Source organism: Micromonospora zamorensis (assembly GCF_900090275.1).
Lineage (GTDB): Bacteria > Actinomycetota > Actinomycetes > Mycobacteriales > Micromonosporaceae > Micromonospora > Micromonospora zamorensis.
The window spans coordinates 5,797,380-5,824,056 of sequence record NZ_LT607755.1; the positions used below are offsets into that span (position 1 = coordinate 5,797,380).

Here is a 26,677-nt window from a genome sequence, read left to right on the forward strand (position 1 = left end):
TTCACCGACCCCGCAGGGCGTCCGGCAACTCCCGGGCAGTCTGCTTCGTCCGGGGCAGAACCGCACGCGCCCGCTTCAGCTGGGTCCGGGCGTTGATGAAGAGACCACCGGCAACGGCGGCCCAGAGGACCGCGACGATCAACGCCGCCCACCCCTGGTCCATCGTGTTGGACAGCCCCCACCAGAGGGCGTACGACACGAAGAGCACCGCCAGGAACCCGGCCAGCCCGGCGCCGCCGAACATGCCGCCAGCCTTGCCGGCCTGGCTGACCTCTTCGCGGAGTTCGGCCTTGGCCAGCTCGACCTCCTTGCGCACCAGGGTGGACATGTCCCGGGTCACATCGCCCAGCAGCTCGCCGACCGAGGCCTGGGTCCGTTCCTTCTCGGGGGCGCTCACGGGGCCACCCCACCCGGCAGGTCGGACGACTGTCGGCCGGCGGGCGAGACGTTCTGCGCCCGTGCCGTACCCACGTAGGGCTGACCAGTCTCCGCCGGCGCGGCCTGCGGTTGCGACGGCCCGCCGGCTGCGCTGCCCGTTCCACCGTTGCCGGAGGCCGACGCCGTCAGGCCACGGGTGAGCCGCCCGACCAGCAATCCAGCCACCGCCGCGCCCGCGAGGAAAGTCCCCGGGTGGCGCCGCGCGTACGTGCGGACATCATCGAGCACCTCGCCGGGCTCGCGCTCGTCGAGCCACCCGGCGGCCTGCTGGGCGGCGTCGGCGGCCTTGCGCACCACCTGACCGGCCAGTCCGGAATCGCCGTCCCGTTCGGCCATCGAGCTGAGGTTCTGCCCCAGGTCGCGAAGTCCCTCAGCCGCTCGCCGCTGCTGCGTCTGCGCCTGGTCACGAAGCTGCCCACCGGCCTCGCCGGTCAACTGCCGGGCCTGGTGCCGCGCCTCGGCGGCCACCTGCCCGCCCTGTTCGGCAGCGGCATGGGCGACCTGACCCCCGGCCTGGCTGGCCTGCTGGCCGACCCGGGAGGCCTCCTGTCGAGCCTGCTGCGCTCTGCCGCTCTGGTTCGTAGCCGTCATCCTCCGCTCCCTTCCTGAGTCCGGGGTCGCGTGGCGACCTCGGAACGCCTCCCGCCTACCCGCCTCGTCAGCCGGCATGCGGTTCTGCCGTCCGGCCCGGTCGCGAGGATCGGCGACGGAGGCGGCAACGGGAGAAAACCGAGGAATCAGACGCCAGGGCGCGAAGGGAGCAACGCGGTCAGCGGCGCCGGTTGCGGGCGCGCGACGAGCGCAGGCGGCGCAGCCGGCCGATCAGCAGCGGCTCGGCGGCGAGCGCGGCCGGGTTGTCCAGCAACCCGTTGAGCAGTTGGTAGTACCTGGTCGAAGAGATCCCGAAGGTGTCCCGGACGGCCTGCTCCTTGGCACCGGCGTGGCGCCACCACTGCTGTTCGAAGGCGAGGATGGCCCGCTCCCGCTCGGTCAGCCCGGGCGGCGGATCAGCGGGCGGCGCCGGCTCGTCGATGGTCTCGGCGGACAGCGCCGACTCGTCCGTGGTCTCGATGGACGGCGCCGGCCGGGGAGTCGGGATCGGCCCGGCACCACCCGCCGCGTCACCCGGACGAGCGTCGGTGGACGGCTCGGGGGTGGCGGGGGTGGCGTCGGCGGACATGTCGCTCAGCCTAGTCAGCGGCGACCAGGGACGCAGCAAGCGGCGCGGCCGCTCCGCACCGTCGGGAACCCCGACGGTGCGGGCCGGCCGCGCCGCGTCACTTCGGTCAGGTCAGGAGATGTCGCGGCGACGCATCGCCCAGAGCGCCGCCCCGAGGATCACCACCACCCCGACCGAGAGCAGGACGGAGGACTGCTGCCAGGTGATGTCCAGAGTGTCCGGCTTGCACTCTCCGTAGTAGGTCGCATTGCAGGAATTCCAGTCCTGGAGGGTGACGGTCTTCGTCATCCAGGCCAGCGCGTACGTGGGCAGCAGGAATGCCTCGGCCCAGCGCACGTTCGCCATCGCCAGCAGGATGCCCAGGCCGAACTGGCCGACCACCATCAACGCCACGACACCGCCGAGTGCCATCGCGGTGTGCCGGCCCAGCGACGCCAGGGCGAAGCCGATGGTGGTGAGGACCAGCACCAGCACCACGCCGCGCAGCCCAGTCAGCATGAACGACTGCCAGGCACCGGAGGTCATCTTCTCGGTGCTGCCCCGGAAGGACGCGACCGCCCAGAACCCGGCGAACCAGAGCACCGCGGCGGGCAGCGTCACCGCCAGGATGCCGGTCAGCAGCGCGGCCAGCTTGGTGAGCAGCACGGTGAGCCGCTTGGGCCGCCAGAGCAGCAGGTTCATCATGCCGCCGGTGCTCCACTCGGCACCGACGAAGGAGGCGCCGATCACGAACCCGACCAGGGCGAGGATCGCCGCGAACGGGATCAGCGTCTCGTCGAACGTCTCCCGGAAGTCGAACGTCGAGGGCAGGAACCACTGCGCCTCGATCTGGTCCCGCGACGGCGGCGTGATCATCGAGCAGTCGTCCGGGTAGCGGCCGTCGTTCGGCGTGCCGGCCGTCTTGGCCTGCTCGCACGCGACGCGCTCCTGCTCGATGTAGCGCACCTGCTCCTGGTACTGCTGGTCGGCCTGACGCTCAGCCCGGGCGAGCTGCTCGGCGCCGAGCTTCTGGTTGCTGAAGAAGACCCCGATCACCACCGCGGCCAGCACCAGCAGACCGAGCAGTGTCATGTACCGGCTGAAACGCCGCTTGGTGAGCCGGCGCAACTCCGTCCGAAAGAGGCTCACGCGCCCCACCCTCCTCCGGCGGGGCCGGGCTGACCCGCCCCGCCGACCTTCATGGACTCGTCGACCTGCCGGTGCTGGCCGGGGACCGGCGCGGTGGCGGTCAGTTCGAGGAAGACGCTCTCCAGATCGACGGCGATCGGCGCCAACTCGCTGACATAGAGGTTCTGCTCGGCGAGCAGCCGTGTCACCGAGGCCGGCTTGTCGACGCCGGCGAGCATCAGGTGGTCGGGGTGCCCGGCGACCTGGATCCCCGCCCGGGTGAGCACCTCGGTGGCCGCCGGCAGGTCGCTGACCGCTTCCAGCCGGATCCGGACCGCACTGGACGAGTGCTGCGCGAGCACCTCGTCGACCGGGCCGAAGGCGACCCGCCGACCCAGCGAGATGATGGTGACCGAGTCGCAGATCAGCTGGATCTCGCCGAGGATGTGGCTGGACAGCACCACTGTCATGCCGGATTCGGCAAGGGTACGCATCAGCGTGCGCATCTCCCGGATGCCGCCCGGGTCGAGGCCGTTGGCCGGCTCGTCGAGGATGAGCAGCTTCGGGTTCTTCAGCAGGGCCGAGGCCACGGCGAGCCGCTGCTTCATGCCCAACGAGTACGTCTTGACCCGCTCACCGGACCGGTCGCGCAGCCCGACGAGTTCCAGCACCTCGTCGACCCGGGTGGCCGGCACCTCGCCGGCACCGGCCAGCAGGGACAGCGTGTCCCGTGCCGAGAAGTGCGGGAAGAACTGCGGGCTCTCCACGATCGCGCCGACCTGGCCGGCGACGGCGGGCAGCGCGTGGGGCACCTCGTGCCCGAGCAGTGACATCCGCCCTCCGTCGGGCCGGATCAGGCCGAGCAGAGTACGCAGAGTGGTCGTCTTGCCTGATCCGTTGGGGCCGAGGAAGCCGTGCACCTGCCCCGCGTCGACCCGCATGTCGAAGCCGTCGAGCGCGTTGCGGGTGCCGCGTCGACGACTCTTGTACGTCTTACGGAGACCTTCGATCTCCAGGACAGCTGGCAAGCTGCACCTCCCCCGATGGGTGGGCGTGACAGCCGACACCATACGCGGTATGCAGACGGTCGCAATACGCGGTATGCATCGACGCGCCGATCGGGCTACTTCATCGACGGAACGTGACGGCTCAGGCGCAGATGACCTGTACGCCGGCGGCGCGGAACCCCTCCACCACCGTCGGGTCGGCACCGGAGTCGGTCACCAGCGTCTCCACCCGTTCGACCGGGCAGATCCGGGCGAAGGCGTGCCCGCCCAGTTTGGACGAGTCCGCGATGATGACCACGCGCTTGGCCCGGGCCACCATCAGGTTGTTCATCGCCGCCTCGCCCTCGTGGTGGGCTGCGGCGCCGAGCTGCGGGTCGATCGCGTCCACGCCGAGCAACGCGACGTCCAGGGTGACCTCGCGCAGCAGCGCCCCGCCCAGCGGGCCGACGAGCTCGAACGACTTCGGGCGCACCACCCCGCCGGCCACCACGACCTTCATCCGGGACCGGACCAGCAGCTCGTTGGCGATGTTGAGCGCGTTGGTCACCACGGTGAGCTGGGCGCCCTCGGCACTGGTGTTGAGGTCCGGCCGGACGGCGAGGGCCCTCGCGACCTCGGTGCTGGTGGTGCCGCCGTTCAGGCCGACCACCGTGCCCGGCGTGACGAGCGCGGCGGCGGCAGCCCCGATGCGCTGCTTCTCCGCCGAGTGCTTGGCCGTCTTGTAACGCAGGGGCAGGTCGTACGAGACGCCGTTGGCGACCGCGCCGCCCCGGGTCCTCGTGATCATCTGCTGCTGGGCGAGCTGGTCGAAGTCACGCCGGATGGTGGCCTGGGAGACGTCGAGCCGCTCGGCTGCCGCCTCCACGCTGACCCGGCCGTTGTCGGTCAGCATTTCGAGCAGGGCGTTCCATCTGGCGTACCGGTCCACCGCGGAGGCCCTCCCAGTAACTGCACGGACGGTGATTGATTGCGTGCACACTAGTGCGCGAAACTAGGCTGGCGCAAAAGACTGACCTGCGCGATCGGCTGGTCGGTTGCCACGGCCACCCGCGTTCGCGCAGAATAACGCGCGAAATGCGGGTCTAACGAGCCGTATTGCGCACCGGTCGCCCCTGCGAGGAGTTTCCCATGGCGTACGTGGACGCGGAGATCGCGAGCCAACCCGACTGTTGGCGGGAGGCCGCCGAGCTGGCCGACGTCGTACGCGGTGACCTGCCGCGCCCCGGTGAGCGGGTCGCCGTCGTCGGTTGCGGCACGTCGTGGTTCATGGCGATGGCGTACGCGGCCCGCCGCGAGCAGGCCGGCCAGGGCGAGACCGACGCGTTCCAGGCGTCCGAGTTCCCCGCCGGCCGCCAGTACGACCGGCTGATCGCGATCACCCGCTCGGGCTGCACGACGGAGGTGCTGGACCTGCTCGCCGCGCTGCGCGGGCGTACACCCACCACCGTCATCGTCGGCGACCCGGCGTCCCCGGCGGTCGACCTGGCCACCGCCACGGTCGCCATGCCCTTCGCCGACGAGCGGTCGGTGGTGCAGACCCGCTTCCCGACCACGGCCCTGGCCCTGCTCCGGGCCCACCTGGGCGACCCGGTGACCGCGCTCGCCGCCGACGCCGAGGTGGCCGTGCGCTCCCCGCTGCCGATCGACCCGGCCACCATCGGGCAGGTCACCTTCCTCGGTCGGGGGTGGACGGTCGGGTTGGCCCAGGAGGCAGCGCTGAAGTGTCGCGAGACGGCCACCTTCTGGGCCGAGGCGTACCCGGCGATGGACTACCGGCACGGCCCCATCTCGGTCGCCGCGCCCGGCCGGCTGGTCTGGGCGTTCGGCGAGCTGCCCGAGGGTCTCCCCGAGGACGTGGCCGCCACCGGCGCCGCCTTCGTGCACAGCCGCACCCACGGTTGGCGCACGGTGCTGGGCAGTTGGTCCGCCGGTCGCACCCCGGTCGACCCGATGGCCGACCTGATCCTGGCGCAACGCTTCGCTGTCGCGCTCGCCACCAGCCGGGGTCTCGACCCGGACGCGCCCCGGCACCTGAGCCGGTCCGTGGTGTTGGCGTGAGCGCGAGGAGTGAGCCGGGTTTGCGAGCCCCGCAGTCGCGAACCGAGCTGGCCCAGTGAGCGACGCCGTGGACGCCGACCAGGTGGTCGTCGCGCTGGACGTGGGCGGCACCGGCATGAAGTGCGCCCTGGTCCGGCCGGACGGCGTCACGGTACGCACCGAGCGGCACCCCACCAACGCCAGCCGCGGCCCGACGGCAGTGGTCGGCACGATCCTGGACGTGGCCGAAGGGCTTGCCGAGAAGGCCCGCGCCGACGGCCTCACCCCGATCGCTGTCGGCATCGCCGTGCCCGGGGTGGTGGACGAGGCACGCGGAGTCGCGGTCTGGTCGGCGAACGTGGGCTTCCGGGACGTACCCCTGCGGGACCTGGCGGTCAGGCGGCTCGGCCTGCCGACGACGCTCGGCCACGACGTGCGCGTCGGTGGTCTCGCCGAGGCCCGGCTCGGCGCCGGGCGCGGCACCGGGCACGTGCTGTTCGTGGCGATCGGCACCGGCATCGCCGCCGCGCACGTCGTCGACGGCAGAGCCGCCGTGGGTGCCCACGACGCCGCCGGGGAGATCGGCCACATCCTGGTCCGACCCGACGGCCCGCGCTGCGGCTGCGGTCGACCCGGCTGCCTGGAGGCGATCGCTTCGGCCTCCGCGATCGGACGCCGCTACGCCGAACTCTCCGGTGCGACAGCCGACGCCCCGGTGACAGCCGCCGAGGTGGCCGAGCGGGCCGCGGCCGGCGAGCCACTCGCCGGCGAGGTCTGGCAGGAGGCCGTCGAGGCGCTCGCCGACGGCCTTGCCACCGGGCAGGCGCTGTACGACGTGGCGACGATCGTGCTCGGCGGCGGCCTGGCCCAGGCCGGCGACCGGCTGCTGACCCCCCTGCGGGCAGCGCTGCACGAGCGAATGACCTTCCACCGGGAGCCGCGGCTGGTCGCGGCTGCCCTCGGCGACGAGGCCGGCTGCCTCGGTGCCGCCCTGCTCGCCCTGGACGCCGTTCGCGTCCGTGACCACCAGGAGAAACGATGACCGTACGGGTGAACGGCCGCGTGGTGACCCCGACCGGTGTCATCCGACAGGGCTGCGTCGAGTGGGACGGGGATCGGATCACCGCGGTGGCCGAATATCCCTCGGTCCGCGACGGGCACTGGATCCTGCCGGGCTTCGTCGACATGCACACCCACGGCGGTGGCGGGCACACCTTCACCACGGGGGATGCCGCCGAGGCTCGGGCGGCGGCCGACTTCCACCTCGCGCACGGCACGACCACCCTGCTGGCGAGCCTGGTCAGCTCACCATTTCCGCTGATGCGCGCGGCCACCGAGGCGTTCGCTCCCCTGGTCGACGAGGGTGTGCTGGCGGGCGTCCACTTCGAAGGGCCCTACCTCTCCTCAGCACGGTGTGGCGCGCAGAACCCGGAGTACCTGCGCGACCCGTCGACCGACGAGCTGGCCGAGCTGATCGAGCTGGGCCGGGGCGCGGTGCGGATGGTCACCCTCGCCCCGGAACGCGACGGCGCACTGGAGGCGATCAAGCTCCTCACCGCGCAGCGGGTGGTGGCGGCGGTCGGCCACACCGACGCCACGTACGAGCAGACTCGCGCGGCGGTCGCCGCCGGCGCCAGCGTCGGCACCCACCTGTTCAACGGCATGCGTCCCGTGCACCACCGCGAACCGGGTCCGGTGGTGGCCCTGCTCGACGAGCCCACCGTGATCTGCGAACTTGTCGCCGACGGGGTGCACCTGCACGACGGCATGTTGACCTTCGCGACCGCGACCGCAGGCCCGGACCGGGCCGCGCTGATCACCGACGCGATGGCAGCCGCGGGGATGGCAGACGGCGAGTACGAGCTGGGCGGCCAGGCCGTCACCGTGACCGACGGGGTGGCGCGACTGGCCCGTGACGGGTCGATCGCCGGCAGCACCCTGACCATGGACGCTGCCCTGCGGCACGCCGTGGACGCCGGGATCCCGATCTCGGACGCCGCCCGGATGGTGGCCACCACCCCGGCACGGGCCATCGGCCTGGGCGACCAGGTGGGTGCCCTCCAGGTGGGCCTCCGCGCCGACCTGGTGGTGCTGGACGCCGACCTGAATGTGGTCCGGGTGCTGCGCCGAGGCTCCTGGGTGGAGTAACGGCGGCCGTCGCCCTGGCCGGGCCCGGTCTGGCGTGCTCCGGCGTGGCGCGGCGTGCTCCCGGCGGGCCCGGCGCTGCTCGGCCTGGCGCGGCGCGGCGCGGCGTGGCCTGGCCCGGCGCGGCGTGGCCTGGCCCGGCGCGGCGTGGCCTGGCCCGGCGCGGCGTGGCACCCCGCGGCCCCTCTGGAGCTGATGGCGTAAACGAATCAGCCGGCCCCAACGATCCTGGGCCAGGGCAACGGCCAAGGGGGCAGAGCGGGGCCAGGGTCAGGGGCCAAGGCCATGGGCCAGCGGGCCGGGACACGGGCCAGCGAGTGATTCGTTTACGACATCAGCTCCAAAGGCAGCTACCACATACTCCCGATGCGACGCGGAGCAGGCATAGCCCGAGCTCAGCCGATGGCGGGGACTTCCACGCCGAGGATGGCCTGCTCGTCGGGACGGTGCACCAGCACGTCGGCCAGGTACGACTGGACCGCGTGGCGCATCCCGACGTCCCGGCCGGCCTGCTCGGAGAGCAACCACTTGTGCTCGATGATCTGCGCGAACAGCTCCTGCGGCTCCAGCTTGCGGCGCAGGTGCGCGGGAACGGCCCGGACCACCGGCTCGAAGACCTCGGTGAGCCAGCGGTGTGCGGCCTGCTGCTCGTCGGTCAGGTCGCTCTCCGCCCGATAGGCGTCCAGGTCGTTGAGCAGCTTGCGCGCCTGATTCTCCTCGGCGTCCAGACCGGTCAGCCGCAGCAGCCGCCGGGTGTGGTAGCCGGCGTCGACCACCTTCGGCCGGACCAGGTAACGCCCGTCGTCGATGGAGGACATGGCCACCTCGGCCACGTCGAAGCCCAGCTCGTTGAGGCGGCGGATCCGGCCCTCGATGTCGTGCCGGGCCTCCCGCTCGACCGCCTGCTCGTAGGTGATCTCGTGCCACAGTCGCTCGTAGCGCTGCACGACCTCCTCGCAGACCACCTCGGGGTCGATGGACTCGTGCAGCAGGCCGGCGGCCTGGAGGTCCAGCGCCTCACCGAAGATGTTCACCCGGGCGATCTCCAGGTCCTCACCGCGCTGACCGTTGGAGAGTGAGTTGTGCAACGCGCCCGTCTCCGCGTCCACCAGGTAGGCGGCGAACGCGCCCGCGTCCCGGCGGAACAGCGTGTTCGACAGCGAGCAGTCACCCCAGAAGAAGCCAGTGAGGTGCATCCGCACGATCAGGGCGGCGAGCGCGTCGAGCAGCCGGCTCATCGTCTCCGGCCGCAGGGTGTGCGAGAACAGCGCCCGGTACGGCAGGGAGAACTGGAGGTGCCGGGTGATCAGCACCGATTCGAGAGGTTCCCCGTCCTCGGTCTGCCGGTCGGCGACGACCGCCACCGCCTCGACCGAGGGAAAGTCGATCCGCTCCAGGGCCCTGAGCAGGTCGTACTCCCGCTCAGCGATCCGCTCGCGAGTCTCCTTGAACGCGTACACATAGTCACCGAGCCGGACGAACCGGACGATGTGTCGGGAGATGCCCTGCGGCAGGGCCACCAGGTGTTGGGCAGGCCACTCCTCCAGCGGTGTCGACCAGGGCAGGTCGAGCAGCGCCGGGTCCACGAGGGCAGACGTGATCCGCACGGGCACAAGCATGACGCCTCGCCCCCCGCATCCGCCTCACATCGTGGTTGGGCCCACAGCGCCGAACACCCCGGCCTGGCACCGGGCCGGTAGCGTGGTCGCGTGCTCAAACCCACGGCGGTACGACGTGACCTGCGGCTACGGCCCGTCCGACCGGCCGGCTGGTGGTTCGACGCGCTGCTGCTGGTCGGGTTCGGCGCGTTGACCCTCGCCCTCGCCGGAGGTGCGTTGCTCGGTCTGGACCTCGCGGTCCGGGAGTGGGCCTACGCCCATCACCCCGCGCCGATCTACTGGACGGCCCGGGTGTTCAACTTCCTCGGGCAGGGTGGATGGCTGCTGATGCCGCTCTCCGGGGCGCTCGCCGTCGCGGTGGCCTGGCGGAGCCGTACCGTCCGGCCACTGCTGCTGCTGGCGGGGGCGTTCGTCCTCCTGTATCTGACGGTCGGGCCACTCAAGGTCCTGACCGACCGGGCCGCGCCCAGCTCCGACCTGCCGCCGACCCAGTCGGTTCGGATCTTCAACGACCTGCCGCCCACCGAGTACGACCTGTCCTACCCGTCCGGGCACGTCGCCAACGCGATCGTCTGGTACGGGGTGATGGCCGTCCTGCTGACCGCGCTCACGGCGGGGCGACTGCACCCGAGCGTGCACCGACTGATCCGATTCGCTCCCCCGGCGATCCTGCTGGTCACGACGACCTACCTGAACTTCCACTGGCTCACCGACGGCGTGGCGGCCCTGCTGCTCGGGGTCTTCCTGGACCGGCTGCTGCACCGGGTGCCCTGGGACGACATCCCGCTCCCCCGCCGGCTACGCGATTGGGACCGGCCGTTCACCTCGTACCCCTAGGGTTTCGGTCCGTGGACCAACTGTCGCGGCGGCTTGGCGTACCGGATGCGGTTGTCATCGGGTTGGGCTCGATGCTCGGCGCGGGCGTCTTCGTGGTCTTCGGCCCGGCCGCGGCGGCGGCCGGCGACTCCGGGTTGCTGCCCGCGCTGGTGCTGGCCGGTTTCATCGCCTTCTGCAACGCGGCCAGCTCGGCGCGGCTGGCGGCCCGCTACCCGGAGTCCGGCGGCACGTACGTCTACGGCCGGGAACGCCTCGGGCCGTTCGCCGGGTTCCTGGCCGGCTGGGGCTTCGTGGTCGGCAAGACGGCGAGCTGCGCGGCGATGGCGTTGACCATCGGGGCGTACCTGTGGCCGGGCCAGGCCCGGTTGGTCGCGGTCGGCGCGGTGCTCGCGGTGACCGGGGTGAACCTGCGCGGCATCGGCAAGACGGCGACCGTCACGAAACTGCTGGTGGCGCTGGTGCTCGCGGTGCTGGCCCTGGTCGCGGTCGTCGGAGTGGCGGGCGGGCCGGTGCACCTGGATCGGCTCGGTGAGCCCGGCGGCTCCGCCCGGGGTGTGCTCACCGCCGCCGGGCTGCTCTTCTTCGCCTTCGCCGGGTACGCCCGGATCGCCACGCTCGGCGAGGAGGTCCGCGATCCGCAGCGGACCATTCCCCGCGCGGTCCCGTTGGCGCTCGGGGCGGTGCTCGCGATCTACGTGGTGTTGGCCGTGGTCACGCTCGGCGTACTCGGCGCCGACCGGCTGGCCGGGTCCGCCGCGCCCCTGGTCGACGTGGTGACCGCCGCCGGGCTGCCCGGCCTGGCCTGGGTGGTCCGCGCCGGGGCCACGATCGCGGTCGTCGGGGTGCTGCTGTCCCTGGTCGCCGGAGTCGGCCGGACCACCCTCGCGATGGCCCGCCGCCGCGACCTGCCCGGCGCCCTGGCCGCCGTGCACCCCGTGCACCGGGTGCCGCACCGCGCGGAGCTGGCGGTTGCCGCCGTGGTGATCGTGGTCGTGCTCCTCGGCGACGTACGGGGGGCCATCGGCTTCTCCAGCTGCACGGTGCTGGTCTACTACGCGATCACCAACGCGGCGGCGCTCACACTGGGGCGGGAACCCGGTCGGCGGCTGCCGGTGCAGGTGCTCGCCGGCCTGGGGTTGGTCGGGTGTCTGCTGCTCGCGGTCAACCTGCCCGTGACCAGCGTCCTCGCGGGCTTCGGTGTGCTCGTCGCTGGCACCGCCTGGTACGCGCTGCGCCTCGCGCGCCGGTGACCTGAGCGGGCCACCGGCGCGCGGGGGTCAACGGCTCAGGCGTCGGTAGCGGCGCACCGCCAGCGGAGCGAACGTCGCGATCAGCAGCACCGGCCACAGCACCGCCAACAGCATGGCGTGCTCCGCCGGCCAGGAGTCGCCACCCAGACCCGGGTTGCCGAACAGTTCGCGGATCGCCGCGACTGTGGCCGACAACGGGTTCCACTCCGAGATCGTCCCGATGACCGGGGGCATCAGCTCCGGCGACACGAAGACATTGGAGATCGCGGTGAGCGGAAACGCCGCCGGGAAGACGATGACGCCGACGGTGTCCGGGCTGCGGACCAGCAGCGCCAGGTAGATCCCCATCCAGGTGATCGCGACCCGCAGCAGCAGGAGCAGCCCGACGGCGAGCAACGCCTTGCCCACACCCTCTCGCCACTGCCAACCGACGAGCAGGCCGCAGACCAGGAGGGTGGACATCTCCAGCAAGGCGCGCAGCAGATCGGCGGCGCTGCGGCCGGTCATCAGGGCGGACCGTGCCATCGGCATCGACCGGAACCGGTCGACGACACCCCGGCTGAGGTCCAGCGCCACGCCGGTCGCGGTAGCGCCGAGGCCGTACAGCATCGTCATCACGAAGACCCCGGGCAGCAGGAACTCGCGATAGTTGCCACCACCGGGGACCTGCATGCCGCTGCCGAACACGTACCCGAAGACCAGCACGAACATGATCGGCAGTGAGAAGTACAGGATCACCTCCTCCGGCTGACGGACGACATGGATCATGTTGCGCCTGGTCATCGTCCAACCGTCGGCTACCGCAGTAGTCATGCCACGTCCGCCTTTCGTCCGGCGCCAACGGGTTCGCGGGCCTCGTCGGGACGATGACCGGTCAGATGCAGGAACGCCTCGTCCAACGTGGCGCGCCGCAGGCCGATGTCCTCGACCGCGATCCCCGCGTCGTCCAACGCCCGCACGACGTCGACCAGCCCGGCAACCCGGTCGGCCACCGGCACGCTGAGTTGCCGGATCTCCGGGTCACGCTCGGGCTCCGCGCCGCAGATCGGCGCGACGATGCCGGCGGCCAGGTCCAGGTCGGCCGCATCGCGCACCACCACCTCGATCCGGTCGCCGCCGGTCATCGACTTCAGCTCGTCCGGTGACCCCTCGGCCACCACCCGACCGGCGTCGATCACCGAGATCCGGTTGGCGAGCTGGTCGGCCTCCTCCAGGTACTGGGTGGTGAGCAGCACCGTCGTCCCCTCGGTGACCAGGGCGCGGACCAGGTCCCACACCTGGTTGCGGCTGCGCGGGTCCAGGCCGGTCGTCGGCTCGTCGAGGAAGAGCACGCGCGGCGTACGGATCAGGCTGGCGGCGAGGTCCAGCCGACGGCGCATCCCACCCGAGTACTCACCGGCGGAGCGGCTCGCCGCCTCGGCAAGCCCGAACCGTTCCAGCAGTTCGGTGGCGCGTTGCCGGGCCTCCCGCCGGCCCAGCCGGAACAGGCGGCCGAACAGCTCCAGGTTCTGCCGACCACTGAGGGTCTCGTCGACCGCGGCGTACTGCCCGGTCAACCCGATCCGGGCCCGCACCTCGTCCGGCTGTCGCAGCACGTCGAACCCGGCCACGGTGGCCCTGCCCGCGTCGAAGCGCAGCAGAGTGGTGAGGATCCGTACGGCCGTCGTCTTTCCCGCGCCGTTGGGCCCCAGCAGCCCGTACACAGTGCCGGTCGGTACGGCCAGGTCGAACCTGTCGAGCGCGCGGGTGGGGCCGTACCGTTTGCCCAGACCCTCGGCGACCACCTCGTATGTCGTCATGACCCCACGGTGCGGTCAGGCGCTGACGGGTCACGCACCGTCCGCTGACGGCAGCGCACCAGGCCTGCTCGCGGCTTCGGCCTTCTCCTGCTCGGTGATCTCGTCGAGCACGAGGATGATCTCCGACCGGGTGGCCTCGCCGACGTACCAGCCGGTGAGCCCGCCGACCAACGCCTCCTCGCAGAGCCGTCTCGCCTCGACCAGATCGCCGCGCAGCCGGGCCACCTGGGCGAGGCCGAGGCGAGCGCTGGCCACGAACTCGGGCGCGCCGCTGCGCTGCGCAAGGAGCAGCGCACCGGCGAAGTCGTCCCGTGCCGCGGCGAGGTCACCGGCACGCAGCCGGATCTCGCCCCTGGTCCGCAGCATGTCGGCCTGGTCGACGGCCGACCCGAGCGCCTCGACCAGTCCCATGGCCTCGTCCATGTGGGCGCCCGCCGTCTCCGGATCACCCTGCCAGGCAGCCAGTTCGCCGAGCGCACCGAGTGTGATCATGCAGCCCCACCGGTCCCCGGTGCTCCGGAAGCCGTCGAGCGCGGTGGTCAGCGCGCTCCTGGCCCGGTCCCACTCGCCACTCCACATCAGCGCCGAGCCGCTTCCCATCGCGCCGAGCGCGTTGATCCACACGTCCGGACCGACCAGTCGCCGCAGCTCCCGCATCAGCTCCTCGACGTGCTCTGCGCCGCCGGACGGCGGCCCGGTCGAGATCCCCGACAGATACAGCAGGAACGGTTGTCGAGGTGCCCGGTCGAGGCTGCGGATCACGGACCGCTGATTTCCGAGCGAAGGCAGGTGGCCGGCACCGGCGAGCGAGCTGTTGTAGACGCAGAGGGCGAACTCCTCGCTCAGCCCCGGCGGCGCTTCGGCCCCCAGCAGGTCGAGGACGTTGGCGGCCAATCGGGCCGCTTCCCCGCGCATGCCCCGCAGCCACCAGTAGAACGACAGGGCCGCGACCAACCCGGCCGCGTCGGGCGCGTCACCGGCCGCGGTGGCACGGCGCAGGGCGGCGTGCAGGTTGTCCCGCTCGGCGTCGAGCCGCCGCAACCAGTGCAACTGTTCGGCTCGCCGAAGGTGGTCGCTGGCGGTCCAGGCGAACTCCAGGAAGTACGCGGTGTGCGCACGACGTAGCTGGTCGGCCTCGCCGGCCTCGGCGAGACGCTCGGCGCAGAAGGCACGCACCGTCTCCAGCATCCGGTAACGGCCGCCGGTCAGCTCCACGAAGGACTTGTCGGCCAGACCGCTCAGCGCGTCGACGAACTCTGCCGCGGGAAGGCCGGAGACCCGCCCGGCGGCCTCCAGCGTGGCGCCGCCAGCGAAAACGGTCAGCCGGCGGGCCAGCCTGCGTTCGGCATCGTCGAGCAGGTCCCAGCTCCACTCGACCACGGCCCGGAGCGTGCGGTGTCGGGGCGACGCGGCCCGGCTGCCCATGGACAGCAGCCGGAACCGGTCGTCCAGACGGGCGGCCACCTCCGCGACGGGCAACGCCCGCAGCCGCGCGGCGGCCAGCTCGATCGCCAACGGCAGGCCGTCGAGGGTGCGGCAGATCCGCAGCACCACGTCGACGTTGGCCTCCGTGACGGTGAAGTCGGGTGCGACGTCGGCGGCCCGTTGGGCGAAGAGGCTGACCGCGGCGTAGTCGTCGGCATTCTCCGTCGACGCGTCGGGTGGCGGCAGGGTGAGCCCGGACAACGGGCACAGCGCCTCACCGGCCAACCCGAGCGGCTCGCGACTCGTGGCCAGCACCCGCAGCGCCGGGCACGCGCCCAGCAGTCGTGCGGCGAGCCGGGCCACGTCGGCGATGACGTGCTCGCAGTTGTCGAGCACCAGCAGCAGCCGCCGCTCGGCCAACGCCTCGACCAGTCGGTCGGTAGACTGCCGGCCCGGCTCGGCCGGGGCCCGTAGACCCGCGTCACGCAGACCGAGCGCGCTCAGCACCGCCTGTGGTACGTCCGACCCGTCGGCCAGCCCGGCCAGCTCGACGAAACGGACGTCGCCGTCGACGCGTCCCGCCGCCTCGATGGCCAACCGGGTCTTGCCCGCTCCCCCAGGGCCGGTGAGGGTGACCAGCCTGCGCTCGCCGAGCAACGCTCGAACGCGCTTGAGCTCCTCCTCCCGCCCGACGAACGTGGTGAGCTGGCTCGGCAGCGCCTGCTCGGCCGCCGCGCGTTCCTCACCACGCAGCACCGCCAGGTGAACGGCAGCCAACTCCGCCGATGGGTCGACGCCGAGCTGCTCGGCCAGCGTGTGCCGGGCGTCCTCGAACTCGGCCAGCGCCTCCGCTGGCCGACCCAGTGCCGCCAGGGCCCGCATGAGCTGGCCGCGCGAGCGCTCCCGGAGGGGATGCGCGACGACCAACTCCCGCAGCTCCGCGATCAGCGCGCTCTGTGCGCCCAACGCCAGGTCCGCCTCGACCCGATCCTCGATGGCGGCCAACCGCAGCTCGTCCAGCCGGGCCGCCTGGGCGGGCGCGCCGGCTGCGCCGACGGCATCGGCCAGGGCGGGACCACGCCACAGCTCCAGCGCCTCGCGCAACACCGCCGCCGCCCGGGGCCAGTCGCCGTCGACGAGCGCGCGGCGTCCCGCCCGGGCAAGCCGTTCAAACCGGTACGCGTCGACATCGTCGGGGTCCACGGCCAGGCGATAGCCGGCCGGGTGAAACTCGACCGGGTCGTGCCCGGCAGGCAGGGCCTGGCGCAGCCGTGACACCTGGGATTGGAGCGCGTTGGACGCACCACGCGGCGGATGCTCCCCGTACAGGCCGTCGATCAGGCGCTCCGCGGAGACCACCCGACCCGCGTCGAGCAGGAGGAGCGCCAGCAGGGCGCGCAGCCGCGGACCGCCCACGGGGACCTCTCGCCCGTCGGCCAGCACCACCTGGGTCGGTCCCAGGATGCGGAAACGCATGCCGTCCATTGTCGCTCAGCTCCGGCCGGTTCCGGCTGACCGATCCGCCGAGCTTGCGGGTCGGAGGGTGAACCGCAATTTCGGTGCTCCGCACAGGAAGGAGAAGTCCCTATTCGCGCTCGCTTTGGTGTCGGAATCTAGCGTAGACAGGGGTGTATTCAGGTGCATTATCGGGAACATTCGGGTAGCGAATGCTGCCCTCAGTCTCCCACCAAGAGCTTATGTACTCGCTTGGATTCTTGTATTCAAATATCGCTACCAGGCCGAGTAGGGAAACTGGGTTGTCCGCCCCGAAGTCCCAGCCATCCCGCTGAGCACAAAAGGTATCGGTTTCCCTGTCGTGCCAAATCGAGAATCGTTTATCTTCGAGGACTGCGATTGCCGTTGTGTAGACATTTATGTGTTCGCTCAGCGCTGCCATCCCGACTCCTTTCCGCGTCGCACGGTTGTCTCATCGGCCCCCGCTCAATCAAGTCGAGCGCATACCACCCACAACTCGTACTCCTCTGCCGTTACCCCGCATACACCATCGCCAGCCAGCGACATCGCGACAAACTCCGGCTCGCCAGGATTCGGACCGAGCGCGTCGAGCGCCAACGGCCCGTCTGGCAGCCGCACCGCCACCCAACCCCTGTCGCCACTTTGTTCGGTGAGGCTGATTAGCAGGGTGCCATCGCCGCTCGTCAACCCGCGCTCATGCACCAAGCGGCGCCACCGCCGCTCCACCTGTTCCACTGCATCGACCGCGGCGAGTGCGATCGACCATTCGGGGCTTGCCAGCGAACTGACGACCGGCTTCCAGGCTTCCTGTTCGGACGGCAGCCCTTCCGCCATGTCATACGCCTCGAGCACGTGGAAGCCGGCCACCCTCAATCGATCTTTAATCACTGACGAAGCGGCCGAGAAGCTGCCTAGGGTCTGACAGGGAGCGTCCGTGTCGCCATTAAGAACACCGTCGTCCCACGGCAGTTGCCGCACACCACCGACCGGAATTCGTCGAGCAGCGGCGCGAAGCTCTGCGACGGCTGACCGGTCACCGGCCGAGTCTCCGAGAATTGTGAGAGCCTCCGCCTGCCGCCGCAGCTCAACCTGGACTGACGGCGACCCAAGCAGAGCTTCACGGTCATCGGCGTCGAGCACCCCAAGGCCCTGCTCCCGAGCCGAGAGCTCGTCGGCCGCCGCATATGCCCGCTCGGCTGCGTAGACGGCGTAGGTGACGTCATCGCTGCCCACCAGCTCAAGCAGGTAGATGAGCGACGCGACCGCATCCTCCGCCTGAGGTGCCCAGTCATTCCAGTCATCCTCCGAGGGCAGCAACTCCTTCACTGCGTCCGGCGAGGGCAACTCGGGACCGTGCACAGCCGGCTGATGACCGGCCGAGGCCGACCAGACAGCATCGACGCTGGCCCGCACGAGGTCAGCGTCACCGATCTGGTCCGGCTCGCTGAACTTGACATAGGACGGCACCAGAACCTCGACACAACTGACCGCGAACGCAACACGCTGCCACGGTTCGAGTGCGGCAAGGACCGTGCGCAGCCGCTGACCGTTGAAGCTCTCGGTAGACGCTGCTCCAGCTTCAGGACGGCAAGAGGGCTCAGTTTCCTTGCTCAAGGAACACCTCCGCGTCGAATGGTCGGCCCGCCAGGCGAGCAGCCTCTCGAACCTCTCCGGAGGTCATCCGTGAGACCAGCTGGTGGGCCTCGTGCACTCCGTCGCCGCTGCCCTCATTGAGCATCGCAATGAACCACCGCAGACCCTGCACCAGATCCACGCTCGTCCCAATGCCGTCCCGGTACCAACTGCCCACGACGAACATGCAGTTGGACTGACCCGCCTCGGCACCGAAGAGATACCACTCGAACGCTTCTTCATCAAGGTCAAGGGCAGCCAGATAGTTTCCCAGGAACGGGTACGCCTCAGTGACTTCCGCCTTCGCAGCTACCCTCAACCAGCGCACGGCGTTAGGGATGTCGACCGCAAGGAATTCGCCATTGGCGTAATGCAGGCCAAGGTTGAAGGCAGCTATCCCGTCTCCGCCCTCGGCTGCCGCACGATAGAGCCGCATCGCCCTTTCCTTGTCAAAGGCGACCCCCTGCCCTCGCTCCAGCAGGTACGCCATAGTCCGCTGAGCGACCACGTCGCCCTCGGCGGCGGACTGACCCAGGAAGTCGACAGTCTCCTCCGGAGCGTCGACATACAGCATGAAAATGACGCCCAACATCGTACGTGCACGAGTGTTTCCGAGGTCAGCCTGCGCCTTCAGCACAGGGCACAGGCGAAGCAGCTCAGCGACAGCCGAGTCATCGCCTGCGGCAGCAGACCTGAGGCACGAGTCCGCCACTTCAACCGGATCCTGGCGGTCCCAACTCCACCGGTCATAAATCGAATGCAGCATCATCCAAATCCACCTCCATGACCAACCCAGTGACGTCGACGTAGGTCACGTATTCCGGGTCGTCCGAGAGAATCCCTGCGGGGGAGAACGAATCAAGCAGTTCCAGACCGCCGGGCTGCCTGGGCCCCACTCGCACCGCTCGAGCCAGGCCATCAGCACGATAGAGACCGTTCTTGATCGGCAGGCAACCCGATGACCACGAGTCGGTGATTGACAACCGCTTACGCTGCCCTTCTTCCCTGACCCGGTGGATAGCGCAGCGGCCGCGCCGGGTGATGTCAGCTCACCTCGCCGCTCTCGTCATGTCGGCGGGTCAGCGCGAAGTCGTCCGGTGGTCCGCCAGCGATTGTCGAGGAAGCGCCTGCGGCGGGGGCAACGGGGTGGGCCACGCCGGCCCCCGAGTCCGTCTGGCCCGGCACCGAGGGAGACGCCGCCGCTGGGGTGGGCACTCCGCCGTGGACCGCTCCGGCCGGCCGGGAGACCGGGCCCGGGCGGGCTGGCGGGGCACACTGCCGCGTCAGCCAGTCCAATCCGCGTCGGCGTGCGACCACTGTCAACCGGTCGCCCGCGAAGATCACCTGGCGAGGGTCGAGGTCCTTCCACCAGATCGTCCTGCCGCCACCGGCCGGGGTCCGGGCGATCAGCCGGACCTGCCCGTCCCGGTTGACCATGCCCAGGGGCCGGCCGTCCAACTCGGCGCCGGCGGCGACCGGCACCTCGGCGACCGGCAGCGCGTGCCGGTCGACCGGAATCGTGGTGATCACCGCCCGTTCGGTGAGGGCACCGATGAAGGCCGGGGCAGCCAGGTAGGAGACCGACCGGGAGACGCCGAGAGCGAAGGTCTCCTCCACCCGCTCGGCGAAGTCACCGTCGAAGAACCGCAGCACCACCCGCAGGTCCCCACGAAGATCACGGGCCGCGAGCGCCGCCTCCAGGTTGGCCACGTCGTCGGTAGACGCCACCACCAGCGCCTGACAGTCGGCCACCGACGCGGCGACCAGCGTCTCCGGCAGCGCGGCGTCACCGACGATCAGCGGCACCTCCAGCTGACGGGCCAGGGCGGCGCCGCGCGGCTCCGGGTCCTTGTCGATCGCCACCACCTCGACGTCGTACTCGCGAAGCTGCGCCATCACCCGGGTGCCGACGTTGCCCAGGCCGATCAGCACGACGTGCCCGACCCGCGCGGGTTGCAACTGGCCCGTGTGCAGGGCCAGTCGTGCGTTGACGATGCCGTCCACCACGACGGCGGTGATCAGCGGAATCAGCGCCAGCCCGGCCAGGTTGAGCACCACCTGCATGATCTGCGCGCCGGCTGGTTTGGTGGTGTCCGGGTCGGCGCCGCTGAGCGTGGTCACCAGCGTCAGGTACAGGGCTTCCAGTGGGGAGGCACCCTCGGTGCGGGAGATCAGCGCCCCCAGCACCGCGATCACCGCGAGCACCAGCATCACCGCAACGCCGATCTTGCGGGTCGCGAAGCCGCGTACCGCGCCCAGCAGCACCGCGACCGGACGGCGTCGCCGACGGGCCCGGACCAGTCGACGGGCGGCGACCTCGGTGGCGGGTGGCTGCCCCGTCGCCTCGGCGAGCACCAGGTCCGCGCCAGCCTGCTCGGCCGGAAGCAGCTCCACCCCCTGCGCCTCGGTGAGGTGGGCCAGTGCGCAGACCACGTCCTGCGGTCGGACGTCGGCCCGGCGGGCCACCCGCAGCGTCTTGTCCCGGTGCTGGAAGGAACTCGGGTCGACCTCGCCGAGCGCGGCTGCCACGAAGGCCGGCGCGGCCATCTCGGCGTCGGAGAGCACCTCGACCGATGCCTTGAGCAACTTGCGCACACCGTCGGCGAGGGTGCCGTTGAACATTCGCAGCACCTGGCGGACCCGCTGGTCGACGGCCTGGGCGCAGAGCGCGGCGTGCAGGTTGCCCACGTCGTCCTGGTGCAGCAGGGCCAGCCCGGACGCCCCGGCCAGGCCGGCGGCCTCGAAGGTGGCCACGTCCAGCCGATCCGAGCGGACCACCCGGACCCCCCGCAGCGCCGCCACGTCCGGGCCGTTGCTGCGGTAACGCTCCGGCACCACGACGGTCACCCGGGCGCCACCCGTCGGCAGCTCGGATTCGAGCATCGCCCTGGCCACGTAGTAGGCGAGCGCGTCCTTCCCGCAGATCACATAGTGCGGGCGTGGATCACCGACGGAGCGCAGCCGCCAGTTCCACTCGACCGCCCGTCGCGCCCGGTCCCGCCACGGCTCCGCCATGCCCGGATCGTAATCAGCACGGCCACGGTGGGCGACCCCGTCCGGATCATCCCCCGGCCAGGCATGCCCGCCCTGGCGACGGGTAGAGCAGCGACATGCAGACGTTCCTCCCGTACCCGGACTTTCTGGCCAGCGCCCGGACGCTGGACCAGAAGCGGCTGGGCAAGCAACGGGTGGAGGCCATCCAGGTGCTGCGCGGGCTCACCCGACCCGGGTACGGCTGGCGCAACCACCCGGCGGTGAAGATGTGGGCCGGGTACGAGGAGGCGCTCACCCGCTACGGGCTGGACATGTGCGCGGTGTGGACCGAACCGGGGCGGGCGGACACCTGTGCCACCACGATGACCGTCGACCTCGCTGCCGCCTGCGGGGCCGGTGTCGTACGGACCCAGGACGAGCTGGCCCGGGACGGCGAACTGCCACCGTGGCTGGGCCGCGACGACCTGCACCTGAGCCACCGCTCGTCGCTGGTGCGCAAGGACCCGGCGCACTACCGGCCCCTCTTCGGTGACGACGTTCCAGCAGACCTGGAGTACGTCTGGCCTGCCTCCGACCGCGCGCGCCGATGCCTGGAGTAGGGGAGACTGGGGCCCGAGAGAGGTAGGTGCCCATGGCGCTGTCGCAAGTGGTGGGTCGGCTCATCGGCGTACGCCAGCACCTGGTGGACCCGGGCGGCGGTGGCGCGGACCGCGTGCCGCGACCGGCCACGGCGGTGGTGGTTGGTGGCGGCATCGCCGGCATGTCGGCGGCGGTGGTGCTCGCCGAGCGGGGTGTGGCGGTGACGGTGCTGGAGGCGGCGCCGACGCTCGGTGGTCGACTGGGCGCCTGGCCGGAGGCACTCGCCGACGGCACCCAGCAGAACGAGCACGGCTTCCACGCGTTCTTCCGGCAGTACTACAACTGGCGGTCGATTCTCCGCCGGGTCGACAGTGACCTGGGTTTCCTCAAGCCCATCCCGGGCTACCCGATCCTCAGCGAGCAGTGGCCGACCGAGGAGTTCGGCAAGCTGCCGCCGGCACCGCCGACGAACCTTCTCGCACTGCTGTTGCGCAGCCCCAGCCTGCGCCTGGCCGACCTGCGACTGATGGATCGGGACGCCGCGCTGCCGCTGCTCAGCTACGACCCGGTACGCACCTACGCCGAGTTGGACGGCACCACCGCCGACGAGCTGCTGGCGTCGCTACGACTGCCGGACCGGGCGCGGGCCATGCTGTTCGAGGTCTTCTCGCACTCGTTCTTCAACCACGAGGCGGAGATGTCGGCCGCCGAGATGGTCGCCCAGTTCCACTTCTACCTGCTCGGCAACCCGGAGGGGCTGGCGTTCGACTGCCCCGACGAGGACTACGCCACTGCTATCTGGGAGCCCCTGACCCGGCACGTCGAGAAGCACGGCGGCCGGGTGCTGACCAGCTCCGCCGCGACCGGTGTGCACCGCGACGGCGACGGCTGGCGGGTGACGACCACCGACGACGGCAGCCACCCGGCCGGTCACGTCGTGCTCGCCGTCGACCCGCCGGCGCTCGCCGCGCTGGTCGCGGCCTCCCCGGACCTGACCGGGCAGGCACCGGAGCTGGCGGCGCGGATGCCCGCCTTCGGCCAGCCCGGCCCGCCGTACGCGGTGGCGCGGTTCTGGTGTGACGGGGACGTGGCCGCCGAGCGGGCGGTGTTCAACGGCGTGTCCCGGCAGCCCACTCTGGACTCGGTGACGCTCTACCACCGGTTGGAGAACGAGCCGCGGCGCTGGGCGCGGCAGACCGGCGGGTCGGTCATCGAGCTGCACGCGTACGCCTGCGAGCCCGGCGTGCCGGCGGAGGAGCTGGCCGAGCGGATGCGCCGCGAGCTGGTCGCGCTCTGGCCGGAGGTCGGCGACCTGCGGGTCCGCGAGCTGCGGGCCCGGGTCGAGGCGCAGGCGCCGGCGTTCACGCCGGGCAGCCACGCCTGGCGACCGGGGGTACGCACCGACGCGACCGGCGTCTATCTGGCTGGGGACGGCATCGCCACGGACTTCCCGAGCGCGTTGATGGAACGCTCGGCGGCGACCGGGATCATCGCCGCGAACCACATCCTGCGCGCCGAGGGCGCCTCGGCCGAGCCGGTGCGCTCGATCCGACCACGTGGGCTGCTCGCCGGTCGCGGCGCACCAAAGCGACAAAACGCACCATAAACATCGGCACGCTGTCGTACGCTCGATTGATCAACCGTCGATCGACCGGGCGGGAGGGCAGCGGCAGATGTCACCACTGCACCGCGTCGGCGCGGAAAGCGGCCCGCCGAACGACGAGATCGGCCGCGACGACGCGTACCCCCTGATCCGCGACGAACGCGCGTGCATCGTCACCGCGCTGCGGCTGGGCTGGTGGATGGCGGACGCCTACCACCACGGGCAGCACGCGGAGCTCGGCGCTCCCGTGGAGGCCCGACCGGCCGTACCCCCGGCCAAGCTCTCCAACCTCACCGAGATGTCCGCCCACCGCCGGATGCGGATGTACCTCGACGGGGTGGACGTCGCCCTGGCCCAGATCGCCGACCTCACCCGGCACAACGGGCCGGTGCCCGACACCGCCTCCGCCCGGGCCCTCCTCCCCGACCTGGACCGGGCCGACCCCGCAGACCCGGTACCCCTGCTGCTCGCCCTCGACGACCTCAACGTGGACGTGCTCCGCTGGACGATGGCCACCAACCACCGGGTCGGCCTGGCCTACCGGCTGGGCCGATCGGTGGCCGACACCGTCCGAGCCGGCGACGCCGCCCAGTTGCTGAGGCAGTTCGGTGGGCGGCAGATCCAGATCCGCCGGTGGTTGGACGAGCTGGCCACCGTCCTGCCGCCGTACTCGGCCGCGGTGGTGCGCCGGTCACTCGCCGCCTGGTCGAACGCTGTCGACCGGGCCGGCCTCGGGGACCCGGCCGTGCCGGCGCCCGCCGAGCTGAGCCGGGCCCTGCGCGGCCAGGGCGACCTCTGGCGCGACGTGCTCACCGGCGGCCTGCACCCTCGCGACCTGCTCGACGAGGAGGACTACGCGGTGATCGCCAGGAACCTGATGATCCGGGACCGGCGGCTGGTGGCGCAGGCGGCACGCGGCATCTTCTGGCCGGTGCTCGTACCGGTGCTGTTGGTGCTCTTCGCGGTGGTCGGGGTGAGTGCCGCCGCGGCCGCCGGCTCACCGGCCACCCGGGCCACCGTCGCCCTGGTGGGCCTCGGCGCCGGTCTGGCCGCGATCTGGCGGTCGGTCTCGGGCCCGGCGCTGGCGGTCGCCGGTGAGGTCAACCGACCCCTGCTGGACAGCGAACTCACAGTGCGGATGGCCCTGCGACTGAACCGCCCCCTGGCCACCGCCCACATCTCGACGGACGCCACCACCCCCACCCGCCGCCAACGACGTTCCGACGAGACCAGCCGATCGAAATCCGTTGCCCGTCTGTCCCGTCCCGGCCTACCGTGATCGCGCAAGGTCAACCACCACCGCGGGAGCAGCTCATGGCGATGTCGCACGTCACCATCGTGCCGTCGACGCTGCCCGGCGGCGGTTGCCGAGCGGAAGTTCCCCGGGCGGGCCGGCCCGACTGACGCGTATCCGTACGCGCTGAGCCGCCCCGTCCGACAGCCGGACCGGGCGGCTCTTCGCTGTCCGTCAGCCTCTGGAAAGGAGTCCCGGTGGACGCCGTCCTCGTCATCAACGCCGACCTCGGCCCGCTGCACCGGGTCACCGTCCAACACGCCGTACGGATGCTCTGCCGTCGGGTGGCCGAGATCCACGAGGCCGAGCCGGACCGGGTGATCGGGGTCTTCCCGATGCCCCGGGTGGTGCGGCTGGTCCGCTTCGTGGTCACCCGGTGGAGGTTCAACTCCGGGCCGGCCTGGTCCCGCGCCGGGGTGCTGCGCCGCGACGGCAGGTGCTGCGCGTACTGCGGTGGGTCCGCCTCCACGATCGACCACATCCTGCCCCGCTCGCGCGGCGGTCGGAACACCTGGCGGAACACCACCGCCGCCTGCTACGCCTGCAACCAGCGCAAGGGTGACCGGACGCCGTCGGAAGCGGGCATGCCGCTGCGCCGGGAGCCGGTCAACCCCGGGTGGGGGGCGCTGGCCGGGCGGTGACGGACCGGCCGGCGGGAACGGGGGGCCGCGTTCCGGGTACGTCCCGGGCGCGGCACCCGCCGGCCCCCGGTCAGACGGCGCGTTCCCTGACCCTCGATTTCGGGCTGCCGCCGGGGCAGCGCACCCGGACCTCACTGCGGTGCTCGGAGGAGACCAGCTCGACCTGGATCTGCTTCGCCGGGCCCGGGTCGTACGCCTCGACCCGGAACCCGGGCACGAGCGTCACCGCGAGCACCTCGACGGACTTCCCGACGCAGCGAATGGTGACCGTCCCGCCTCGCGCGTCCACGGACGCACCCGAGCCAGGGGTGGGCGTGGGCGTGTGCGCAGCCCTGGTCGGGGTCGGCCCTGGGGTGGTGACGGTCGGGCTCGGCCTGGCCCGAGGGGCTGACCGGGAAGCGGGCGCGGTGCTCCCGGCCGGCGGGACGGCGGCCGGTCCGGTGTCGGCCGGCTCCTCGCTGCGCGGCATTCCCACAGTGGTGGTGCCCGGGCCGATTCCCGTCGAGGGCCCCTTCTGCCCCAGCCGGCGGTTGTGCGAGTCACCGAGCGACCCGGCAATCGCCACCGCGGCGATCACCGCGCAGCTGACCGCCAGCACGGCCCGCCCCCGACGCCACGCTCCTCGCCGGGACGTGGACCCGGCAGCCGCCTCGCCCGTCTCACCCGTCGGCCCGGCCGTCTCGACCTTCGGCCCGGTCGGCTCGCTCGCATCGGCGGGCGTGTCGCCGGGCTGCTCGGTCGCGTCGGCCGCCGGGTCGACAGCGCCGGCCGCCTCGACCACGGCAGTCGCTGCGCTGGCGGCGGCGGCGGCGAGCAGGATGCGGGCCGCCTCGACGGCCGGCGGCCGGTCGACGGGGTCGCGGGCCAGGCACCAGCGGTAGAGCCGGTGCACCTCGGGCGGCACGCCGTCGACCCGGGGCAGCGGATCCGGCTCGACGTGCGTGTGGGCGCGGAGCATCCCGGTCTGCGCCTCGGCGGGCCACGGCAGCCGGCCGGTGAGCACCCGGTGCAGCAGCAGGCCGAGGGCGTACACGTCGCAGGCCGGCAGCACCTCGCCGGCCTCCAGTCGCTCCGGAGCCAGGTAGGCCGGCGTGCCCAGCAGCCGCCCCTCGAAGTCGATCTCCGACTCACCGGCGGCCGCCGCGATGCCGAAGTCGAGCACCTTGGCGCCGGCGGGCGTGAGCATCACGTTGCCCGGCTTGATGTCGCGGTGCACCAGATCCTGGTCGTGCGCGGCGGCCAGCGCGGAGGCCACCTGGGCGCAGACCCGCAGACCCGCGCGGGGCGGCAACGGCCCGGACGCCAGCCGTTGTTCGAGGGTGTGACCGCCGAGCATCTCCATCACCACGAACGGGACCTGGGCACCGTCGACCAACGACTCGCCGAAGTCGTAGACGCTGGTGACATGCGGGTGCGACAGACGGGCCGCGGCCTTGGCCTCAGCCCGGATCCGCTGCCGCGCGTTGTGGTGGGTGGCGACGAGCACCTTCACCGCGACGTCCCGTTCGAGCACTTCGTCGTACGCCCGGTGCACCGCCGACATGCCACCACTGCCGAGGCGTTCCAGGAGCCGGTAGCGCCCCGCAAGCAACTGATCACGCTGCACGACCGACA

The 26,677-nt window shown here is 71.7% G+C and carries 25 protein-coding genes; 9 read left to right on the top strand and 16 right to left on the bottom strand.

From position 1 onward, the window contains the following. Position 1: 1 nt before the first annotated feature. From GA0070619_RS25865 to GA0070619_RS25890, 6 genes are all read right to left on the bottom strand, one after another. Positions 2–397, bottom strand: coding sequence for a phage holin family protein (locus GA0070619_RS25865; RefSeq protein ID WP_088950443.1), 396 nt, complete (start codon positions 395–397; stop codon positions 2–4). Beyond that, positions 394–1,029, bottom strand: coding sequence for a hypothetical protein (locus GA0070619_RS25870; RefSeq protein ID WP_088950444.1), 636 nt, complete (start codon positions 1,027–1,029; stop codon positions 394–396). Before GA0070619_RS25870 ends, GA0070619_RS25865 begins: the two co-directional genes overlap by 4 nt. Before the next feature lie 178 nt (positions 1,030–1,207). Continuing rightward, entirely contained in the window at positions 1,208–1,618 is a 411-nt protein-coding gene (locus GA0070619_RS25875) for a DUF3263 domain-containing protein (RefSeq protein ID WP_088950445.1), read from the bottom strand. 111 nt (positions 1,619–1,729) lie between these two features. Beyond that, complete coding sequence (locus GA0070619_RS25880) at positions 1,730–2,746, bottom strand: ABC transporter permease subunit (protein ID WP_088952052.1); 1,017 nt, start codon at positions 2,744–2,746, stop codon at positions 1,730–1,732. Beyond that, positions 2,743–3,753 (bottom strand): ABC transporter ATP-binding protein, encoded by a 1,011-nt coding sequence (locus GA0070619_RS25885; RefSeq protein ID WP_088950446.1) that lies wholly within the window; start codon positions 3,751–3,753, stop codon positions 2,743–2,745. The genes GA0070619_RS25880 and GA0070619_RS25885 overlap by 4 nt, the downstream gene beginning before the upstream one ends. A 121-nt stretch (positions 3,754–3,874) precedes the next feature. Continuing rightward, complete coding sequence (locus GA0070619_RS25890) at positions 3,875–4,660, bottom strand: DeoR/GlpR family DNA-binding transcription regulator (RefSeq protein ID WP_088950447.1); 786 nt, start codon at positions 4,658–4,660, stop codon at positions 3,875–3,877. Positions 4,661–4,860: 200 nt separating this feature from the next. Between GA0070619_RS25890 and GA0070619_RS25895 the strand changes: the two genes are divergently transcribed. The 3 genes from GA0070619_RS25895 to nagA are packed head-to-tail and all read left to right on the top strand — an operon-like array spanning position 4,861 to position 7,917. Beyond that, positions 4,861–5,790, top strand: a complete 930-nt coding sequence (locus GA0070619_RS25895; RefSeq protein WP_088950448.1) for an SIS domain-containing protein — start codon at positions 4,861–4,863, stop codon at positions 5,788–5,790. Between the two features lie 55 nt (positions 5,791–5,845). Continuing rightward, positions 5,846–6,811: an ROK family protein gene (locus tag GA0070619_RS25900; RefSeq protein ID WP_255509063.1), complete on the top strand. Its 966-nt coding sequence runs from the start codon at positions 5,846–5,848 to the stop codon at positions 6,809–6,811. Continuing rightward, positions 6,808–7,917 (top strand): N-acetylglucosamine-6-phosphate deacetylase, encoded by a 1,110-nt coding sequence (gene nagA, locus GA0070619_RS25905; RefSeq protein WP_088950449.1) that lies wholly within the window; start codon positions 6,808–6,810, stop codon positions 7,915–7,917. The genes GA0070619_RS25900 and nagA overlap by 4 nt, the downstream gene beginning before the upstream one ends. 392 nt (positions 7,918–8,309) lie before the next feature. On the opposite strand, the gene GA0070619_RS25910 is transcribed toward nagA, so the two are convergent. Then, complete coding sequence (locus GA0070619_RS25910; RefSeq protein WP_370453056.1) at positions 8,310–9,521, bottom strand: DUF4032 domain-containing protein; 1,212 nt, start codon at positions 9,519–9,521, stop codon at positions 8,310–8,312. 102 nt (positions 9,522–9,623) lie between these two features. Between GA0070619_RS25910 and GA0070619_RS25915 the strand changes: the two genes are divergently transcribed. Continuing rightward, positions 9,624–10,370 carry a phosphatase PAP2 family protein gene (locus GA0070619_RS25915; protein ID WP_088950451.1) on the top strand — a complete coding sequence of 249 codons (747 nt, stop codon included), beginning with the start codon at positions 9,624–9,626 and terminating at the stop codon, positions 10,368–10,370. An 11-nt stretch (positions 10,371–10,381) separates the two neighbouring features. Next, entirely contained in the window at positions 10,382–11,620 is a 1,239-nt protein-coding gene (locus GA0070619_RS25920) for an APC family permease (protein ID WP_088950452.1), read from the top strand. A 27-nt stretch (positions 11,621–11,647) separates the two neighbouring features. Here GA0070619_RS25920 and GA0070619_RS25925 read toward each other — a convergent pair whose 3' ends face one another. The 8 genes from GA0070619_RS25925 to GA0070619_RS25955 all read right to left on the bottom strand — a co-directional run bounded on the left by GA0070619_RS25925 (position 11,648) and on the right by GA0070619_RS25955 (position 20,967). Next, positions 11,648–12,433 (bottom strand): ABC transporter permease, encoded by a 786-nt coding sequence (locus tag GA0070619_RS25925; protein WP_088950453.1) that lies wholly within the window; start codon positions 12,431–12,433, stop codon positions 11,648–11,650. Continuing rightward, positions 12,430–13,419, bottom strand: coding sequence for an ATP-binding cassette domain-containing protein (locus GA0070619_RS25930; protein WP_088950454.1), 990 nt, complete (start codon positions 13,417–13,419; stop codon positions 12,430–12,432). The genes GA0070619_RS25925 and GA0070619_RS25930 overlap by 4 nt, the downstream gene beginning before the upstream one ends. Before the next feature lie 30 nt (positions 13,420–13,449). Then, positions 13,450–16,320, bottom strand: coding sequence for a BTAD domain-containing putative transcriptional regulator (locus tag GA0070619_RS25935; protein ID WP_231927155.1), 2,871 nt, complete (start codon positions 16,318–16,320; stop codon positions 13,450–13,452). 109 nt (positions 16,321–16,429) lie between these two features. Continuing rightward, the gene (locus tag GA0070619_RS25940; RefSeq protein ID WP_197699569.1) at positions 16,430–16,741 is read right to left on the bottom strand and encodes a hypothetical protein; all 312 of its coding nucleotides are present in this window, start codon (positions 16,739–16,741) and stop codon (positions 16,430–16,432) included. 44 nt (positions 16,742–16,785) lie between these two features. Beyond that, the gene (locus tag GA0070619_RS25945) at positions 16,786–17,934 is read right to left on the bottom strand and encodes a DUF416 family protein (RefSeq protein WP_157744085.1); all 1,149 of its coding nucleotides are present in this window, start codon (positions 17,932–17,934) and stop codon (positions 16,786–16,788) included. Then, positions 17,918–18,721 (bottom strand): tetratricopeptide repeat protein, encoded by an 804-nt coding sequence (locus GA0070619_RS25950; protein ID WP_157744086.1) that lies wholly within the window; start codon positions 18,719–18,721, stop codon positions 17,918–17,920. The genes GA0070619_RS25945 and GA0070619_RS25950 overlap by 17 nt, the downstream gene beginning before the upstream one ends. Next, a complete protein-coding gene (locus GA0070619_RS32570; RefSeq protein ID WP_143743126.1) occupies positions 18,699–18,935 on the bottom strand; it encodes a hypothetical protein in 237 nt (78 codons plus the stop codon). Before GA0070619_RS32570 ends, GA0070619_RS25950 begins: the two co-directional genes overlap by 23 nt. Positions 18,936–18,996: 61 nt before the next feature. Next, positions 18,997–20,967 (bottom strand): NAD-binding protein, encoded by a 1,971-nt coding sequence (locus tag GA0070619_RS25955; protein WP_231927156.1) that lies wholly within the window; start codon positions 20,965–20,967, stop codon positions 18,997–18,999. Positions 20,968–21,062: 95 nt separating this feature from the next. Here GA0070619_RS25955 and GA0070619_RS25960 point away from each other — a divergent pair, with 95 nt between their 5' ends. From GA0070619_RS25960 to GA0070619_RS25975, 4 genes are all read left to right on the top strand, one after another. Beyond that, on the top strand, positions 21,063–21,545 hold the full coding sequence (locus tag GA0070619_RS25960; RefSeq protein ID WP_088950458.1) for an MSMEG_6728 family protein: 483 nt from the start codon (positions 21,063–21,065) through the stop codon (positions 21,543–21,545). Between the two features lie 32 nt (positions 21,546–21,577). Further along, positions 21,578–23,131, top strand: a complete 1,554-nt coding sequence (locus tag GA0070619_RS25965; RefSeq protein WP_088950459.1) for an FAD-dependent oxidoreductase — start codon at positions 21,578–21,580, stop codon at positions 23,129–23,131. A 67-nt stretch (positions 23,132–23,198) separates the two neighbouring features. After that, positions 23,199–24,407 carry a hypothetical protein gene (locus tag GA0070619_RS25970; RefSeq protein WP_088950460.1) on the top strand — a complete coding sequence of 403 codons (1,209 nt, stop codon included), beginning with the start codon at positions 23,199–23,201 and terminating at the stop codon, positions 24,405–24,407. Between the two features lie 212 nt (positions 24,408–24,619). Continuing rightward, entirely contained in the window at positions 24,620–25,063 is a 444-nt protein-coding gene (locus GA0070619_RS25975) for an HNH endonuclease (RefSeq protein WP_088950461.1), read from the top strand. Positions 25,064–25,133: 70 nt separating this feature from the next. On the opposite strand, the gene GA0070619_RS33145 is transcribed toward GA0070619_RS25975, so the two are convergent. Next, positions 25,134–26,669, bottom strand: a complete 1,536-nt coding sequence (locus GA0070619_RS33145; RefSeq protein WP_231927157.1) for a serine/threonine-protein kinase — start codon at positions 26,667–26,669, stop codon at positions 25,134–25,136. Positions 26,670–26,677: the final 8 nt, after the last annotated feature.

What these genes read in the sequence shown, in the direction of transcription:
- GA0070619_RS25970 (WP_088950460.1), top strand. Translation starts at nt 23,199, where the DNA reads ATGTCACCACTGCACCGCGTCGGCGCGGAAAGCGGCCCGCCGAACGAC.
- GA0070619_RS25935 (WP_231927155.1), bottom strand. Translation starts at nt 16,320, where the DNA reads ATGCGTTTCCGCATCCTGGGACCGACCCAGGTGGTGCTGGCCGACGGG.
- GA0070619_RS25965 (WP_088950459.1), top strand. Translation starts at nt 21,578, where the DNA reads ATGGCGCTGTCGCAAGTGGTGGGTCGGCTCATCGGCGTACGCCAGCAC.
- GA0070619_RS25875 (WP_088950445.1), bottom strand. Translation starts at nt 1,618, where the DNA reads ATGTCCGCCGACGCCACCCCCGCCACCCCCGAGCCGTCCACCGACGCT.
- nagA (WP_088950449.1), top strand. Translation starts at nt 6,808, where the DNA reads ATGACCGTACGGGTGAACGGCCGCGTGGTGACCCCGACCGGTGTCATC.
- GA0070619_RS25950 (WP_157744086.1), bottom strand. Translation starts at nt 18,721, where the DNA reads ATGATGCTGCATTCGATTTATGACCGGTGGAGTTGGGACCGCCAGGAT.
- GA0070619_RS25870 (WP_088950444.1), bottom strand. Translation starts at nt 1,029, where the DNA reads ATGACGGCTACGAACCAGAGCGGCAGAGCGCAGCAGGCTCGACAGGAG.
- GA0070619_RS25940 (WP_197699569.1), bottom strand. Translation starts at nt 16,741, where the DNA reads ATGGCAGCGCTGAGCGAACACATAAATGTCTACACAACGGCAATCGCA.
- GA0070619_RS25895 (WP_088950448.1), top strand. Translation starts at nt 4,861, where the DNA reads ATGGCGTACGTGGACGCGGAGATCGCGAGCCAACCCGACTGTTGGCGG.
- GA0070619_RS25930 (WP_088950454.1), bottom strand. Translation starts at nt 13,419, where the DNA reads ATGACGACATACGAGGTGGTCGCCGAGGGTCTGGGCAAACGGTACGGC.
- GA0070619_RS25955 (WP_231927156.1), bottom strand. Translation starts at nt 20,967, where the DNA reads ATGGCGGAGCCGTGGCGGGACCGGGCGCGACGGGCGGTCGAGTGGAAC.
- GA0070619_RS25925 (WP_088950453.1), bottom strand. Translation starts at nt 12,433, where the DNA reads ATGACTACTGCGGTAGCCGACGGTTGGACGATGACCAGGCGCAACATG.
- GA0070619_RS25960 (WP_088950458.1), top strand. Translation starts at nt 21,063, where the DNA reads ATGCAGACGTTCCTCCCGTACCCGGACTTTCTGGCCAGCGCCCGGACG.